Source organism: Azospirillum isscasi (genome assembly GCF_030849505.1).
GTDB classification, from domain to species: domain Bacteria; phylum Pseudomonadota; class Alphaproteobacteria; order Azospirillales; family Azospirillaceae; genus Azospirillum; species Azospirillum isscasi.
In genome coordinates, this window is record NZ_JAUJFI010000014.1 from 1 (window position 1) to 15830 (window position 15830).

11 protein-coding genes are annotated in these 15830 nt (G+C 71.0%); 7 read left to right on the plus strand and 4 right to left on the minus strand.

The genetic code is table 11. The features are described 5' to 3' along the window. Positions 1-208: 208 nt before the first annotated feature. Positions 209-1192: a glycosyltransferase family 2 protein gene (locus QSG27_RS05080; protein WP_306704051.1), complete on the minus strand. Its 984-nt coding sequence runs from the start codon at positions 1190-1192 to the stop codon at positions 209-211. 124 nt (positions 1193-1316) lie between these two features. On the opposite strand from QSG27_RS05080, the gene QSG27_RS05085 reads away from it, so the two are divergent. The 5 genes from QSG27_RS05085 to QSG27_RS05105 all read left to right on the plus strand — a co-directional run bounded on the left by QSG27_RS05085 (position 1317) and on the right by QSG27_RS05105 (position 7968). Further along, on the plus strand, positions 1317-2762 hold the full coding sequence (locus tag QSG27_RS05085; RefSeq protein ID WP_306704052.1) for a DUF2142 domain-containing protein: 1446 nt from the start codon (positions 1317-1319) through the stop codon (positions 2760-2762). Between the two features lie 93 nt (positions 2763-2855). After that, positions 2856-3953, plus strand: a complete 1098-nt coding sequence (locus QSG27_RS05090) for a hypothetical protein (protein ID WP_306704053.1) — start codon at positions 2856-2858, stop codon at positions 3951-3953. A gap of 124 nt (positions 3954-4077) precedes the next feature. Continuing rightward, positions 4078-5877, plus strand: coding sequence for a class I SAM-dependent methyltransferase (locus QSG27_RS05095; RefSeq protein WP_306704054.1), 1800 nt, complete (start codon positions 4078-4080; stop codon positions 5875-5877). Between the two features lie 28 nt (positions 5878-5905). Further along, the gene (locus tag QSG27_RS05100) at positions 5906-6952 is read left to right on the plus strand and encodes a rhamnan synthesis F family protein (protein ID WP_306704055.1); all 1047 of its coding nucleotides are present in this window, start codon (positions 5906-5908) and stop codon (positions 6950-6952) included. A gap of 146 nt (positions 6953-7098) precedes the next feature. Next, entirely contained in the window at positions 7099-7968 is an 870-nt protein-coding gene (locus tag QSG27_RS05105) for a glycosyltransferase family 2 protein (protein ID WP_306704056.1), read from the plus strand. A gap of 12 nt (positions 7969-7980) precedes the next feature. Here the strand turns inward: QSG27_RS05105 and QSG27_RS05110 are convergent, their stop codons facing one another. The 3 genes from QSG27_RS05110 to QSG27_RS05120 are packed head-to-tail and all read right to left on the minus strand — an operon-like array spanning position 7981 to position 12967. After that, entirely contained in the window at positions 7981-9096 is a 1116-nt protein-coding gene (locus QSG27_RS05110; RefSeq protein WP_306704057.1) for a glycosyltransferase family 4 protein, read from the minus strand. Positions 9097-9104: 8 nt separating this feature from the next. Then, complete coding sequence (locus tag QSG27_RS05115) at positions 9105-11966, minus strand: glycosyltransferase family 4 protein (RefSeq protein ID WP_306704058.1); 2862 nt, start codon at positions 11964-11966, stop codon at positions 9105-9107. A gap of 32 nt (positions 11967-11998) precedes the next feature. After that, the gene (locus tag QSG27_RS05120) at positions 11999-12967 is read right to left on the minus strand and encodes a glycosyltransferase family 2 protein (protein WP_306704059.1); all 969 of its coding nucleotides are present in this window, start codon (positions 12965-12967) and stop codon (positions 11999-12001) included. Between the two features lie 258 nt (positions 12968-13225). On the opposite strand from QSG27_RS05120, the gene QSG27_RS05125 reads away from it, so the two are divergent. Together QSG27_RS05125 and QSG27_RS05130 are read left to right on the plus strand one after the other, a co-directional pair. Continuing rightward, complete coding sequence (locus QSG27_RS05125; RefSeq protein ID WP_456062060.1) at positions 13226-14632, plus strand: mannose-1-phosphate guanylyltransferase/mannose-6-phosphate isomerase; 1407 nt, start codon at positions 13226-13228, stop codon at positions 14630-14632. 91 nt (positions 14633-14723) lie between these two features. Continuing rightward, positions 14724-15806, plus strand: coding sequence for a glycosyltransferase family 61 protein (locus QSG27_RS05130; protein ID WP_306704061.1), 1083 nt, complete (start codon positions 14724-14726; stop codon positions 15804-15806). Positions 15807-15830: the final 24 nt, after the last annotated feature.

Below are 15830 nucleotides of genomic sequence, written 5' to 3' on the forward strand. Positions count from 1 at the left end.
TGCAGGACCTTCGGCAGGTCCGACTTCATGCGGGTGCCTTTGCCGGCGGCGAGAATCACGCAGGCGAGCGGGCGGTGAGTTGTCATGACGGAGGCTCCGGCTCCATGGCATGGTTGTTGTGATGGAACGGGCGCGTGAACGTCCGACCCGCGCCCCACACCGACATGCGGCTGTTGCCGCAACGTGGCGGCAAGAAAATAAAGTTGCGTTAACTTTTTCCCTTCACATGGGCGGTCAGCAGGCCCGGCAGCGCCCGCCACAGCAGCGCGCTGCCGCGCAGGACGGCACGGGCGTCCGCCGGAGACCGCGCCGCAACCGCGTGCACCAGCCGCGTCACCGGCTCCACCGTCAGGGTCGCCGCCGTCACCAGACCCGCGGCCACGGGGTGGAAATGCTTCGCCGCGAACAGGATCCGGCTGCGCAGAGCGTAGAACAGCCGCCGGTCGCGCACCTGGTCGGTGGTGCCGCAACCCTTGTGGAACGCTTCCGCCCCGGCGAAATGCACCACCTCCCAGCCGGCGCGCCGGGCGCGCAGGCACAGGTCCACGTCGTCGAAATAGACGAAGAAGCGCTCGTCGAAGCCGCCCAGCTCCTCGAACAGGGAGCGGCGGATCAGCAGGAAGGCGCCCATCACCTGATCGACGGGGCGGCTGTCCAGATGATCCCACTCCGTCATGAAATGCGGCGGGAACAGGCCGGGCGCCAGCCGGTCGAGCCCCACCGCCTGGGCGAGGATGCGGCCCGGCGTCGGCGCCCGCGCGCAGGACCGCTGGGTCCGGCCCGTCTCGTCCACCAGCCGGACGCCGAGGATACCGGTGCGCGCCTGCGCCGGCTCCGCCAGGAAGGCGAGCGCCGGGGCGAGCGACCGTTCCGACAGCCGGGTGTCCGGGTTCAGGAACAGAAGCCAGTCGGCCCGCGATCCGGCGGCGCCCTGGTTGCAGGCGGCGGCGAAGCCGCGGTTCTCCGGGTTGCGCAGGACGGTCGGCGGCCCGCCGCCTGCAACCGGGGCGCCGGCCTCCAGCCCGTCCGCCGACCCGTCGGTGGAGGCGTTGTCCACCACCACCATGCCTTCCAGCGCCATGCCTTCCGGTGGGGCGGCGCCGGTCAGCGCCGACGGCACCGAGGCGGCGCAGGCGCGCAGCAGGTCCCCGGCGTTCCAGTTCACGGTGACGATGCGGACGCTTGGGATCATGGCCGGTGCGGGGACGATTCGGCGTTCCAGCCGCCGGGGGAATGTGGTCTGTTACCGCGCTCTCCCCGTCCGGGGCAACGCCTGTCCGCCGCGAAGGAAGAAAAAAGAGAGGATGCCCGGCCGCATGCGCACGATCTCCCGGCATGAGCCGGCCCGGTCCGGTCCGCGGCTGGCCGCCGCACTTCTTTATGCCGCCGCGGCGCTCTTCTATGTGGTGTTCAGCGCGCAGCTTCTGGTGAAGACCCCGCCCTATGCCGGGCTGGACGAGCCGTTCCACTGGCAGCGGGTGCTGCAGATCGCCCAGGGCCGCTTCCTGGCCGAGGAGCTTGGCCCCAACTCCTGGGGCGGGCCGATCGACCGGGCCAGCTACCTTCACATGCTCCACTACATCGTGCTGATCCAGAAGCACGCTCCGGTGGACGCCGCGGAGGCCCGCGCCCTGTCCGACCAGCTCGCCGCCCAGCCGCCGCGGGACGAGGTGGTGCCCTTTCCCAGCTCGGCCAGCTTCGCGCCGCTCGCCTACCTGCCGCAGGCGGCCTTCACCGCCGCGGCGCGCGCCTGGGGGCTGGGTCCGCTCGACCAGATGCACGCGGGGCGGATCGGCAACGCCGTGACCTATGGGCTGATGGTGCTGGCGGTGCTGTGGGCGCTTCCCGGCGGGAGGCTGGTCTTCGCGGCGCTCGCCCTGTCGCCGGTCGCCCTGCAGAGCGCCTGTTCGCTCAGCGCCGACCCCCTGAACCTGACCATTCCCGCCCTGCTGCTGGCCCTGGTCTGGCGGTTCCGTGCCCGCGCCGCGCCGCTCGGGCCCTGGGAGGTGGCGGGGCTGCTGGTCCTGTCGGCGGCGCTCGGTTTCCTGAAGCTGACCATGGCGCCCTTCGCCGCGGCGGTGTTCTACCTGCCGGGCGCGGTGGCGGGCGGGACGCGGGGGCGGATCGCGCTGACCGCGCTCTGCCTCGGCCTCGCGGTGGGCATCGCGCTTGCGTGGAACATGGCCTATCCCTTCGTCCCCGGCCCCTACTGGGGCACCGCCGCCGACCCGGCGGCCCAGGTCGCGGCCATGCGCGCCGACCCGCTGGAGACGCTGCGGATCTTCGCCACCACCACGCGGGACTGGGCGATCATGTGGTGGCGCGACGGCTACGGGCGCTACGGCGGCCACCCGCCGCCCTGGAGCGGCTACGCCGACGACCGGCTGATCCTGGCGGCCTTGTGGGTCCTGCCGGCCCTGGCCCTGTGCGACGGGGCCCGCCGCCGCGATCCGGTGGTGGCGGTGGGCTATCTGCTGCCGGCCCCGGCCTATGTGCTGCTGGTCATGGCGGCCTTCTGGGTCGGCTTCACCCCGGTCGGGGCGGACACGGTGCTGGGGCTCCAGGGCCGCTACTTCCTGCCGGCACAGGTTCTGGTTGTCCTGGCGCTCGCCGCGGGGGCGGGACCCTGGCACCCGGCGGGTCTGCGCCGCGGGCTGCGGTTCGGGCTGTTCGCCGTCTTCATGGCGCTGAACGGCGCGGTTCTTCTGGACGTGCTGGCCGCCTGGGGGCGGCTGTGGGTTCCGGCGGGCGGCGCGAATTGACAGCGGCGCCGTACAACGCCTATCTGTTGCGATCCGTTTTCTCCTTCCCGCGCCGGTGGCGGTGCCGCCTGCGGAGCCTTCCAGGACAGTCGCATGGAACAGCGCCCTTCCGCCCTCCGCCTCGCCGCCAGGACCCTCCGCACCGCCCTGACGCGGACCGGCCTGACCCCGCCGCCGCCGTCGCGCAAGCCCTTCGTCTACGCGGTCGAGGTCTTCTGGTGCGACCGCGACGGCGCCTATCTGGAGGGCTGGATTCACGCCTATGAGCGGCGGATCCTGACCCTGCGCGTCGCCGCGGGGGAGGACGCCTATGAGATCACCAGCTTCGCCCCGCGCCCCGACGTGCTGCCCCATTACGCGGAGTTCCCCAACAGCGCGGAGAGCGGCTTCAAGCTCTATCTCCCCTGGCGGGCCGGCACCCCGGTAACCTTCGAGGTGATCACCGCCGACGACCGTTTCGTCGAGACGATCGAGCTTCCCCGCTCCCCCGAGGCCACCCGCAAGCCCTACTGCCTGACCGACGGCAGCGCTTGGCAGGACCCCAAGCCGGAGCACGGCGCCGCGGAGCGGGCGTTCGAGGACTTCCAGCGCGCGGTGAACGAGCGCAAGCTGGTCGTCGCCGAGGTCGGCGCCCGCGTGGTCAGTTCGCAGATGAGCCCGCTGCGCGCCGCCTTCGCCGGGGCGGAGCGCTACATCGGCATGGACATCCACGCCGCCCCCAACGTCGACGTGGTCGGCGACGCCCACTACATCCACGACCTGATCGGGAAGGAGGCCGCCGGGGCGGTCTTCTCGCTGTCGGTGATGGAGCATCTGGCCCAGCCCTGGCTGTTCGCCTACGGCGTGAACCGGGCCTTGCAGGTGGGTGGCCTGACCTATCACCTGACCCACCAGTCCTGGCCCCTGCACGAGGAGCCGAACGACTTCTGGCGCTTCAGCGACGAGGGGCTGAAGGTGCTGTTCGGCCCGGCCATGGGCTTCGAGGTCGTCGCCGCGGGGCTGAGCAGCCGCGTGCGCATCTATCCGGACCAGCGCCAGCCGGCGCAGGCGCTGATGCCGCTGGTCTCCTCCTTCGGCGGCGCCTTCGTTCTGGCGCGCAAGGTGCGGGACCTGCCGGACGGCGCGGTGGCCTGGCCGACCGACCGCGACACGTCGGAAAACCGCGCCAAGCACTACCCGCAGCGCGGCTGAACGCGGCATCAAAGGCGGGGCATCAAAGGCATTGCGCTTTGCCGAGTGTTTCTCTTAGGTCATCCCGCAGTGTTGCGGGTGGATACCGTATTTCGGGACACCGTTTTTTGGGGACAGGGGACTGATGGATACGATCTCGTGGGATTCCGTGTCGTGGGAAGACGGCGGCGAGACGATGCCGGCGGTCTGCCCGGCCTGTGGCGACGCGGCGGCCAAGCCGGTGCGCCTGAAGGTCCGTTCGCCCTGGCCGCCGAACCCGGTCCAGTCGCTGGTGGTGTGCAGCGCCTGCGGCACCGCCGCCTACCCGACGCTGACCCAGCCGCCCTACGAGGCCGTGTTCGACCCCCTGGTCGCCTGCTATCTGGAGCAGAACGCCGGCATCGACAGCATGGCCCGCGTCCTGTCCTCGGTCGAGCCGTCGCAGGTGAAGCGCTATCTGGAGCTGGGTTGCGGCTACGGCCTCCTGCTCGACTACGCGCGGACGGTGTTCGGCTGGCAGGTCCGCGGCTTCGACCCCGGCTTCAGCGCCCAGGAAGGGCGGCAGACGCTGGGCGTGGACATCTCCCACAGCTATCTGGAGAAGCCGGAGGACGCCGGGGAACCCCATGACCTCGTCTTCTGCTCCGAGGTCATCGAGCATGTCTTCGACCCGATCAGCCTGCTGGCTCTGCTGCGCACCGTGCTGACCCCCGGCGGCACGCTGATGCTGACCACGCCGAGCGCCGGGGCGATCCATGCCGGCACCCGGCCCGGCACGCTGCTGTCGCTTCTCAGCCCCGGCTATCACTTCGTGCTGTTCAGCAAGGAGGGGATGGAGACGATCCTGCGCCGCGCCGGCTTCGCCGACGTCCGTGTGGTCGACCAGGGCCATTCGCTGCTGGCCGCCGCCTCGCCGGGGACGCTGTCGGTCGACTTCGACCGCCCTTACGACCGCCGGCTCTACCGCTCCTACCTGGAGACGCGCATCCCGACGCTGGACCCGGCGTCGCCGCTCGGCCTCGGCTACCGCTACCGCCTGCTGAAGGAACTGACCCACGCCGGCGACTACGCCGCCGCCCGCGGTGCCGCGGATCAGGTGGCGGAGGCGCTGCGCCTGCGCTGGGACCATCTCGACCTGTCCGACCCCGCAGCCCTGCTGGCCCATCTGAAGGCCGCCCCGGTGCCGCAGGGGGTCGAGCCCTACCACGCGACGGCGCCCTTCAACCTGTGCGGCATCCTTTATTTCCACGGAATGCTGGCCTGGCAGCTCGACGGCCGCCGCGATCTGGCGGCGCTGTGGTTCGAGGCCTCGGCGCTCGCCGGGGAGCGGATGCGCGCGGCCCTGCACGTCATCGGCGCCGACGACGGCGAGACGGAGGAGCTGTCCTGGCGCGCCCGCGCCAACATCCCGCACGTGCTGGCCTGGGACGCTCCGGACCGCGCGGCGGGCGGCGCCGCCGGGCTCGGCACCCTCGAAAGCCCGCTGCTGCGCGAGCGCATTCCCGGCGACATCCTGGAGGACGCGCAGCGCAAGATCTTCGTGGATCTGGTCAATCTCGGCCAGTACGGGGCGGCGGACCGGCTGGCCGCGGCGGTGGAAGCCGCCCTGCCGGAGAGCGGCGCCGTTCTGGCCTCCACCGCCTTCGCGCTCGGCATCCTGACGCTGAACCACCGCAAGGCGCCGCGCAGCGCCGCGGCCTTCTTCGGGCGCGCCCACCGCGCCTGCCTGGAACTTCCCGACCGCGCCACCGCGCCGATCGTCCAGGCCCTTGTGTGGCCGGCGCTGTTCCACCAGGGGCAGGCGCTGGTCAACGCCGGAAAAAAGGAGGAGGCGGGCGAGGCCCTGCGCGGCCTGCTGAAGCCGGAAGCCGGCCTGCCGTCCGTGTCGCTCGATCTGCGGGCGCGGACGGAGCTTCTGGTCCGCACCCAGCGCCTGCCCACCTGACCGCGAGCCAGAGGACGGAAACGCCCCCATGCTGAGCACCCTGATCCGTCTTCCCTTCCGCCTGCGCTTCGTGATCGCCTGGGCGATCGTGCAGAGCAAGATCCTCGCCGGCTATGTCTCCTACGCGGTCAGCGCCTTCCGCAAGGACAGCTATGTGCGGGAGCGCTGGGACGGGCGGGTGCCGCTCGCCGGGGCGCGCCGCGTGGTGGTGTTCGTGCATTACGACCGGCAGGGCGTCGTCCATGATTTCGTGTGGCATTACCTGCGCCAGCTCCACGCGCTCGGCTTCGCCATCGTCTTTTCCAGCAATTCCCCGCGTCTGGCCGACTCCCAGATCGAGCCGCTGCGCGACATCTGCGCGCTCATCCTCCGGCGCGACAACGTCGGCTACGACTTCGGCGCCTACAAGGAGGGCATCGCCGCCGTTCCGGATCCGTCTGCGCTGGACATGCTGCTGCTCGCCAACGACAGCGTCTATGGCCCGCTGCACCATCTGGCGGGCCTGCTGGAGCGCATGGACCCGCAGGATGCCGACGTCTGGGGCGCGTCGGACAGTTGGGAGTTCTCCTTCCACCTGCAGAGCTATTTCCTGCTGTTCCACAAGGCGGCGCTCGCCTCTCCGGTCTTCGGAGCCTTCTGGGGCCGGCTGCGCTACGTCCAGTCCAAGACCTGGATCGTCCGCAAATACGAGATCGGGCTGACCCGTGCGCTGCGCCGCGCCGGCCTGCGCTGCCGCGCCGCCTTCCCCTACCGTCAGGCGGCGACCGCCCTGATCGAGGCGGTGGTGGAGCGCAACATCGCCGGCGACGGTCTGGACCCGGTGCGCAAGTCCTTCATCCAGCAGGTCTTCCGCACCATCAACGCCGGCGTGCCGCTGAACGGGACGCATTTCTTCTGGGATTACCTGATCGCCCAGATGGATTTTCCGTTCCTGAAACGCGACCTGCTGCAGAAGAATCCGGCGCGCATTCCGCTGCTGAACTACTGGGAGCGGGTGGTGAAGCAGTCGAGCGACTACGACACCGAACTGATTTTGCGCCACCTGGAGTTGTCCTTGAAGAACCGTAGCGTCTGAGCCGGTTCTCCGGTTCGCGCTTGTGAGGGATGGGGGGCACACCGGTTCGGAAATCGATCCACAGTGCGCGTCGCCCCTTCCCGTCGCGCAGGGTGCTGCCCTATGGTCGGAGCGCAACGGTTGCCGTGCCGCGAACGAGATCGTCGATGGAAGAGCCTCTGGTCAGCGTCGTCATACCGGTCTTCAACCGGGCTCACACGCTGCGCCGTGCCATCGAAAGCGTGCTGACGCAGGACATCGCGTCCTGGGAATTGATCGTCGTGGACGACGGCTCCACCGACGGCAGCCTGGATATTCCCGATTCCTTCGGCGATGCGCGCATCCGCCCGGTCCGGCACGAGACCAACCGCGGGGCGGCGGCGGCGCGCAACACCGGGGTGGAGGCGTCGCGCGGCCGCTACATCGCCTTCCTCGATTCCGACGACGAATGGCTGCCGGGCAAGCTCCGCGCCCAGATCGACGCGCTGGAACGCGGGCCGGACGCACCGCAGGCGCTGTGCACCGGCTTCATCCTGCACCGGGAGGAAACCGGCCGCTGCATGAAGCGGTGGCCGAAGCCCGAAGGAACCTGGTTCGAGACGATTCTCGACGGCTGCTACGTCTCCCCCGGCTCCACCCTCATGGTGCGGCGCGACTGCTTCGCCGCCGTCGGCCCGCTCGACGAGACGCTGCCCCGGCTCGAGGACTGGGACTGGCTCCTGCGCTGCATGGAGCGTTTCACCTTCGACTGCCTGCCGGTGCTGGGGGCGGTGGTGCATGTGGGACGGCCCGCGCGCTCGGGTCCGGTCGCCGTCGCCATCGGCCGCCTCGAAGGGCTGCACGCCGACCGGGTTCTGCGCGTCGCCGGGCCGGAGGGGCTGCGGCGTTTCCGGGCCAGCCTGGCCATCGAACAGGCGGTCGCCGCCGTGCACGAGGACGCCCATGCGAAGGCCCTCAGCCACATCGGGCGCGCCTTCTCCTGGTCGCCGACGCGCACCGCGCGCTTCCTGGCCCGCTGCGCCGTCCGCGCCTTCTGACGGCCGCCCGCGTCAGCGGTGGGCGGGCAGGCGGCGGTAAAGGGCCAGCAGCCGGTCGGCGGCCCCCGGCCATGTGAAGTCCTGGACGCGGCGGCGCCCCCCGGCGATCAGCCTGCGGCGCAGGGCGCCGTCGTCGAGCACCCGCTCCAGGGCCTCCGTCAGGCTTTCGGGATTGGCGGGGTCGAAATAGACGGCGGCGTCGGCGGCGATCTCGGGGAAGCAGCTCCGGTCGCTCAGCACCGCCGGACAGCCGTTGGCGAAGCTCTCCAGGATCGGCAACCCGAACCCTTCGTACAGCGACGGGAAGACGAAGGCGGTTGCGTGCGCGTAGGCGTAGGCGAGGTCGCCGGCGGCCAGCGTGCGCTGGTGGAGGCGGTCGGCGCATCCGGCCTCCAGGAAGGGCTGGCGCTCCTCATCCAGGATATGGCCGCCGCCGACGCAGACCAGATGCAGATCGGGCCGGCACGCCAGCAGGGCGGCCAGGCGCCGCGCCGCGCCTGCGAAGTTCTTGTAGCCGTCGCGCCGGCCCACGATCAGCAGGTAGCGGTCCGGCAGCGCGATCCCCGCCCGGCGCCCCGGCACCCACACGGCGTCCCGCGACAGGCCGTGGTGCACCACCTCCACCCGCGCCGGATCGATTCCGTAAAGCCGGACCAGATCGGCCTTGGTGTGCTCCGACACCGCGACGATGGCGGCGGCGGCGGTGCAGAGCGCCCGCTTGCCGGGGTGGATCTCCTCCGGCTTGGCGAAGATCTCCGGCATCAGCTCCGGCGCCATGTCGTGGACGGTCACCACCATGGGGCGCCCATGCAGGAGGCCGGTCAGCTCGGTGTCGTAGAAGGTCTGGTGGAAAACGTCGAAGGCCCCGCGGCTCAGCGCCCGGCGGATCAGCCTGCGGTTATGGGCGCGCAGCAGGCTGCGCTTGCCGGGGAAATGCCGGTTGCCCAGGAAATTCCGGACGTCCAGGCCCGGCTGGTCCATCAGGTGGCTGTTGATGATCTGCCGGAAGGGCAGGAGCACCTGCACGCCGGGACGGGCGCGCAGCTCCGTGATGATCTCGGCGAAGCAGCGCGATACACCGCCGTGGCGCTGGATGGAGAAGATGTGGTCGTCGAAGAGGACACGCATGCCGCGGCTCAGCGCCGCCAGTTCACGCCGAGCCGCACCAGGACGCCCAGCGTGACCGCGCGCAGCCGCCAGAAGGGGCTGTTCTGCATGCTGGTCAGCTCGTTCTGGACCGTGCGCAGATGCTGCTCGCTGCGCTCCAGGCGGCGGCGCAGCACCCAGGGCGACTCATCGTCCTCGTCACCGGCGCCGCTGGCCATGCCCACCGCCTGCGCGGTCCGCAACTCCTGCCACACCGGCGGCGGCGGGGACAGCCGCCCGTCCTTCAGCTTCTCCGCGCTGTCCAGCAGGTGGGCGGCCATGGTTGCGGCCATGTCGCGGAAGGTGAAGCGGACGGCCTGCTCCAGCCCGCGGGCGACGAGGCCGGCGCGGCGTTCCGGGTCGCGGGCCGCCGCGATGGCCGCCACCACGCCGGCGGCATCGTCCTCGCCCACGAACAGCGCGGCGTCTCCGGCCACCTCGATCAGCGAGGAGTTGGCGCAGGTGATGACCGGGCAGCCGCAGGCCATCGCCTCGACCACCGGCATGCCGAAGCCCTCGTAGCGCGACGGGTAGGCGAGCGCCTCCGCCCCGGCGTAGGCCAGCCGCAACTCCTCGTCGCTCAGCGACAGGCGCAGCGTCCGGGTGTCGGGAGCCAGGGCGCGGAACATCGGCTCCACCTCCTTGGCCCCGCCCACGCACAGCACGGTCAGGCCGCGGGTCGCGGGATCGCCGAGGCCGAGCGCGCGGAACAGCAGCAGGCCGTTCTTGTAGCCCTGGTAGCCGGACCGCTCGCCGACCATCAGCACATAAGGGCCGGTCAGCCCGTGCGCCTTGCGGAAGGCGTCCACCTCCGCCGCCTCCGCCGGGCGGAAGGCGTCGCCCGCCCCGCAATAGGCCACCGCCGTGCTGCCCGCCGGCACCGAGGGAAACAGCCGCTCCAGGTCGCGGGCGGAATTCTTCGAGATCATGATGTGGGCCGAGGCGTGCAGGATCGCCCGGTGCTTCTCCCGCCACGTCTCGTCGGCGAGCGGAAAGCCCAGCGCCTCCGGGATCATGTCGTAGCCCATGAAGACGGAAGGCGTGGCGGTCGGCGCCGTGTAGTAGGTCGAGACGAAGAGATCGGCCCCCTCCTCCCGGCAGATCCGTTCCAGGTGCAGGCTGTCGGCGCCGGGGGAGGCCTTGTCGTGGGCGCGGATGGTCCGGGTGTGGATGCCGGGGATGCGCGGCGCGGTGCCGGCGCGGTCGAGCAGAACGACATGCTCCGCGAAGCCGGAGGCCGCCCAGGCGTGCAGCACCGCGGTCCAGACCCGCGCGATGCCCGAACCGAGATGCTGGTAGAAGACCCCGTCCACCAGGATCTTCGGGTGGACCGCCGTCAGGGCCTTGCGCCGTTCCGCGACCTCCGCGGGATCGAGGAAGCGCCAGGCCCCGTTCCCTGCCCCGTTCCCTGCGGCGTCGTCCGGCACGGCGATCGGCACCACGCCGCGGGAGGCGGCGGTGTCGGCCAGGGTCTCGTCGCTCACCCAGGGCAGGTAATCGCGCAGCAGCGCCGACCCCGTCACCTCCTCCTGAAGGCGGCGCCAGTGGGCACGGGCGTCCTTGTAGCCGTAATAGCTTTCCTTGAAGGCGGCCTGCGCCTCGGTCGCGTAGGCGAAATGCTGGAAGACGACGCCGGCCTCCTCCATCTCGTCCTGGGTGAAGGGGTCGATCTGGGCCAGATCCTTTCCGTCGGCCCCGACGAGGGTCGGCGGCTCGTGCGCCGCCCAGGCCATGCCGGGCTCGAAACGCCAGGTGCGCAGCCATTCCTGCCGCGGGTTCTGGGCGTAGTTGTGCCGCGTGCTGATGATCCGCTCCGGCCCGACGAAGTAGTCGCACCAGTAGAAGGCGGCGGTGCGCTTCGGGTTGGCCTCGAACATGGCGTGGACGGTGCGGATCTGCTCCGCCGTCCACAGCTCGTCGGCGTCCACCTGCCAGAGCAGGCCGGGTTCGCGGATGTGGGGCAGGGGGGCGTTGACCATCTCGCGCTTGCCGTCCCAGAAGGAGTCCAGCGGCTTGCGGTGGATGGTGACGCGGTCCGGATAACGGGCGGCCAGCTCGTCCAGATAGCCGGAGGTGCCGTCGTTGCTGCGGCCCCGGTCGTGCACGCTGTCGAGCACCCGGCCGCCCGACGCCAGGCTCCAGCCGGTGTCGTGGGACAGCGAGGCCACGCCTTCCACGATGTGCCAGTGCCACCGCAGGGGCAGCGAGGCGAAGACCGCCTCGTGGTAGCGGATGAAGGGCTCGCCGTTCAGGACGATGGTGAAGAAATGGATCGGCAGGCCCGTCTCGGACTCCAGCGGGGACCGCCGGAAGGCCGCCCAATCCTCGCCCTGGGCGATCATTTCCCAGCCGGACTCCTTCCGCAGGCGGCGGCGCATCACCCAGCCGCTGCCGCCGCCGGCCCGGATCACCACGGTGGCGGTGTCGTCGGCCCGGTCCAGCGCGCGCAGCCCGGCGAAGCCGGCCTCCTCGATCATCAGCAGCCCGAAGCCGCCGCGGGGACGCTGGGCGCCGGCCCCGGCCGGTGCGGCGGAATGCCCCCTCATGTCCTGTTCGAGTTCGGAGAGCAGATCGGCCAGCGGCGGCAGATCGGCATCGTTGCGGAACCGCAGCCAGGTCTCCCCGATCTCGTGGGCGTTCGGAAGCGGAATGGCGACGTCGTCCGTCTCTCCGTTTCCGGCCCGTGCGCTCGCCAGGGTCGGGCGCAGCGGGTTGCGCGCCATTCCGCGGAGCAGGGCGTCCCGTCCCGGTCCCGCGCCGACGGCCAGAATCCGGGCGACGGGCTCGGTGCTGGCAAGCCGCTCGACGATGTCGGTGAAGCCGGTGGTGGACGAGGACTGCGGGAAGGACATGAAGAGGGACTCGGCTGGAAAGGCGGGGGGTATCAGGATGTACCGGGGGGTTCCTTTGCCCGTTCGTGGCGGCGAAGGCAATAGTGGCGAAGGCAATAGCCGGTTGCCTGAAACGCGAAACGGGCCGCCCAGAGGGGGTCCGCGGCGGTGCCGCCGACCGCCAGCCGGGCCGCCGTCCCCGCGGCCCCGGCGGCCAGAGCGCGGACGGCGGCCCGGCCCACCTCGAAGGCGTGCCAGTCCCGCGCCTCGCGGCGCAGGGCGGGTGGGCTGGCCGGATCGTTCATCACCCGGCGGGCGATCCGCAGATGCTCGCCGAGCCATGGGACCGTGTGTCGCATGCCGCCGACGATGGTCATCGAGCCGGCGTGCTGGCGGTAGACGTAAACCCGGTCCGGGACCGGAATTGTCTTCATGCCGGCGGTCCAGGCGCGGATCAGGAACTCGCGGTCGCCGGCGTAGCGGTAGGACGGGTCATAGGTGCCGACCCGCTCGTACAGGCCGCGCCGGAAGAAGCGCGCGTTGATGATCGGCACGCCCCGGCACAGATCGGCCGGGCGCAGCGCCTTCAAGCCCGGATCGTCGTAGCCGCAGACGTCGTGCCCCGACCCGACCCCGTCGGAACCGGCGGCCACGACCGTGGCGCCCCCGCAGGCCGCGTCGGCGTCCGGCGCCGCGGCCAGGGCGCGGGCCACGGCGGACAGCGCCCCCGGCAGCAGGAGGTCGTCGCTGTTGAGATGCCCGATGATCGACCCGCGCGCGATGGCCAGCCCGCGGTTGATGGCGTCGTAGACACCCCGGTCGGGGCCGCTGAGCACGCGCAGATGCGGGTAGCGCGCCAGCACCTCCAGCGTGCCGTCGGTGGAGCCGCCGTCCACCAGGATGTGCTCCACCGTCACCCCGTCCTGGGCCAGCACGCTGTCCACGGCTTGCGCGATCAGGGCCGCCCGGTTCAGGCAGGGGGTGATGATGGTGAAGAGGGGGGTGGCGCCCTGTTCCGTCACGGCCGGTGCGGTCTCTCCGCCGCCGGTTTCCGTGGACCGTCCTCCAAGCATGCCCGTGATCGTCGCTTCCCCCTGGATTCGGGCTCCGGAACGCCGGCCCGTCGACGCGGCGGCCCCACCGCCGGCGAGGGCGCAAGGTGCCGGATTTCGCTGTAGCATGCCTGCGGCAAAACCTCTACACAGGGAGTCGAGTTCTTAACCAAAGGTGCAGTTTCGCCAGCCATGACGAACGCCTCCCAGAACAGCCGGATACATCCCGTGATCTTGTCCGGCGGTGCCGGGGTCCGGCTCTGGCCGATGTCGCGGGAGCAGTATCCGAAGCAGTTCCTGCCGCTCTGTTCGGAACGCTCGATGCTGCAGGACACCGCGGGGCGGGTATCGGACGCGGCGCGCTTCGCCGATCCGCTGATCGTCTGCAACCAGGAGCACCGCTTCGTCATCGCCGAGCAGATGCGTCAGACCGGGCGCGGCGCGGCGCGGATCGTTCTGGAGCCGGTTGGGCGCAACACCGCCCCCGCCGCCGCGGTCGCCGCCCTGATCGTGGCGGAACAGGACCCCGACGGTCAGATCCTGCTGCTGCCGGCGGACCACGCGATCCAGGACCAGGGCGCCTTCCTCCAGGCCGTCGCCACGGCGTCCGCCGCCGCCGCCGCGGGGCTTCTGACCACCTTCGGCATCGTCCCGACCGCACCGGAAACCGGCTACGGCTACATCCGCCGCGGCGAGATGGTGAAGGATCATGACGGCGCCTTCCGCGTCGCCGCCTTCGTGGAGAAGCCGCCGCGCGAGCAGGCCGAGCGCTATCTGGCGGAGAAGGACTTCTTCTGGAACAGCGGCATGTTCCTGCTGCCGGTGCGCCAGTATCTGGACGAGCTGGAGCGCTGGGCGCCGGCGGTCCTGGACGCCTGCCGGGCGGCGCTCGCCCGGGGCCGGTCCGACCTCGACTTCTTCCGCCTGGACGAGGAGGCCTTCGCGGCCTCTCCCAACATCTCCATCGACTATGCGGTGATGGAGCGCACCGAGGCCGCCGCCGTGGTGCCTTGCAGCATCGGCTGGACCGACGTCGGCGCCTGGTCGGCGCTGTGGGAGATCGGGGAGAAAGACCAGGGCGGCAATGTCTGCCACGGTGACGCCGTCGCCTGGGACAGCCGCGGCTGCTACGTCCGCAGCGAGGACGGCGCGCTCGTCGCCCTGCTCGGCATGGAGAACGCGGTGGTGGTCGCCACCGAGGACGCCATCCTGGTCGCCGCCAGGGACCGGGCGCAGGACATCAAGCCGCTGGTCGAGCACTTGAAGACGCAGGGCCGCAGCGAGCCGCTGCTGCACCGCCGGGTGCACCGTCCCTGGGGCTTCTACCAGTCCCTGCACGCCGGCGACCGCTTCCAGGTGAAGCGCCTGACGGTGGCGCCGGGTGCCCGCCTGTCGCTGCAGAAGCACTATCACCGCGCCGAGCACTGGGTGGTGGTGAACGGCACCGCGCTCGTCACCCGCGGCGATGAGCAGATCCTGCTGCGCGAGAACGAGTCCGTCTACATCCCGCTGGGCACCCTGCACCGGCTGGAGAATCCCGGCAAGGTGCCGCTGAACCTGATCGAGGTGCAGTCCGGCTCCTATCTGGGCGAAGACGACATCGTCCGTTTCGACGACCATTACGGCCGCTCCTAGTTTCGCCCGCCCGGTCCGGAGGCCCCCGTGCCGCGCGGGGGCTTTCCGCCGGGATGGCGCGGCGCACGGCCTGCGATGGAATGCCTCCCGGATGCCCCCGACACAGATCAGCCTGCCCGATGATGCCGTCATCCTGACCCTCGCCTCGCCGGGTTTCGACGCCGCCTATCCCCGGATTCTCCACAAGGACCTGATCCCCCAGCCCGTCCTCGACGTCATGGAATGGGCGTGGAGAACGCCGCGCTTTCCGGAACGGCCGGTGCGCGTGGCGCGCCTGTCCGACGTCTGGGTGGCCCGGGAAGGGCTGGTTTTCGACCGGGAGGGCCGTCTCTACCACGAAACGATCACCCAGCATTCCGGTGCGGAGATCGAGGAGGCCCACGCCGCCGTGCTGGCCGCCATGGCGGCCTGGCCGGAGCGGGAGCGGGGCGCCGACGGCAAAGGGCCGGTCCTGCTGTGCAAGAAGCGCGGCATCGGCAATTATGGGCACTGGATGATGGAGATGCTGCCCAAGGCGCATCTCGTCCACAGCCGTCTGCCGGACCTGGACGCGCGGTTCCTCGTGGCGCAGGCGCCCGGGCATCTGAACAACGCCATGGCCTTTTCCCTGTCCATGCTGGGGATCGACCTCGCCCGGACCATCGTCGCCAACGACGCGCCGCGCCGCTTCGCCGACCTGCTTCTGGTGGACGGCTTGAGCGAGCATGGGGGCTACATGTCGCCGCTCGTCCTGGAGGGGGTGGACGCCATGGCCCGGGATACGGCGCCCGCCGGCGCGGACCGGCTGTTCGTCACCCGCCGCTCCACCGGTTTCCGCCGCGTCGTGGACGAGGACGCGCTTGCCGCCCATGCGGAGGCTCACGGCTACCGGCTGGTCGAACCGGGGATGCTGTCCCTGCCGGAGCAGGTCGCCCTGTTCAAGGGGGCCTCGCGGATCGTCGGGGTGATGGGGGCGGCGATGACCAACATCGCCTTCGCCCCGCCCGGTGCGCGCGTGGTCAATCTGGCGCCCGCGGGCATGCCCGACACCTTCTTCTGGTTCATCGCGACCCTGCGCGGCCTCGACTACACCGAGGTCCGCTGCGTGCAGGACGGCCCGGTCCGCGGCGTCATGCCCTGGGACACCGACCTGATCCTTTCCCCGGACGACCGGGACATCATCTTCGGCGGCTGACGCCGGGCGCGGAACGACGGGGGT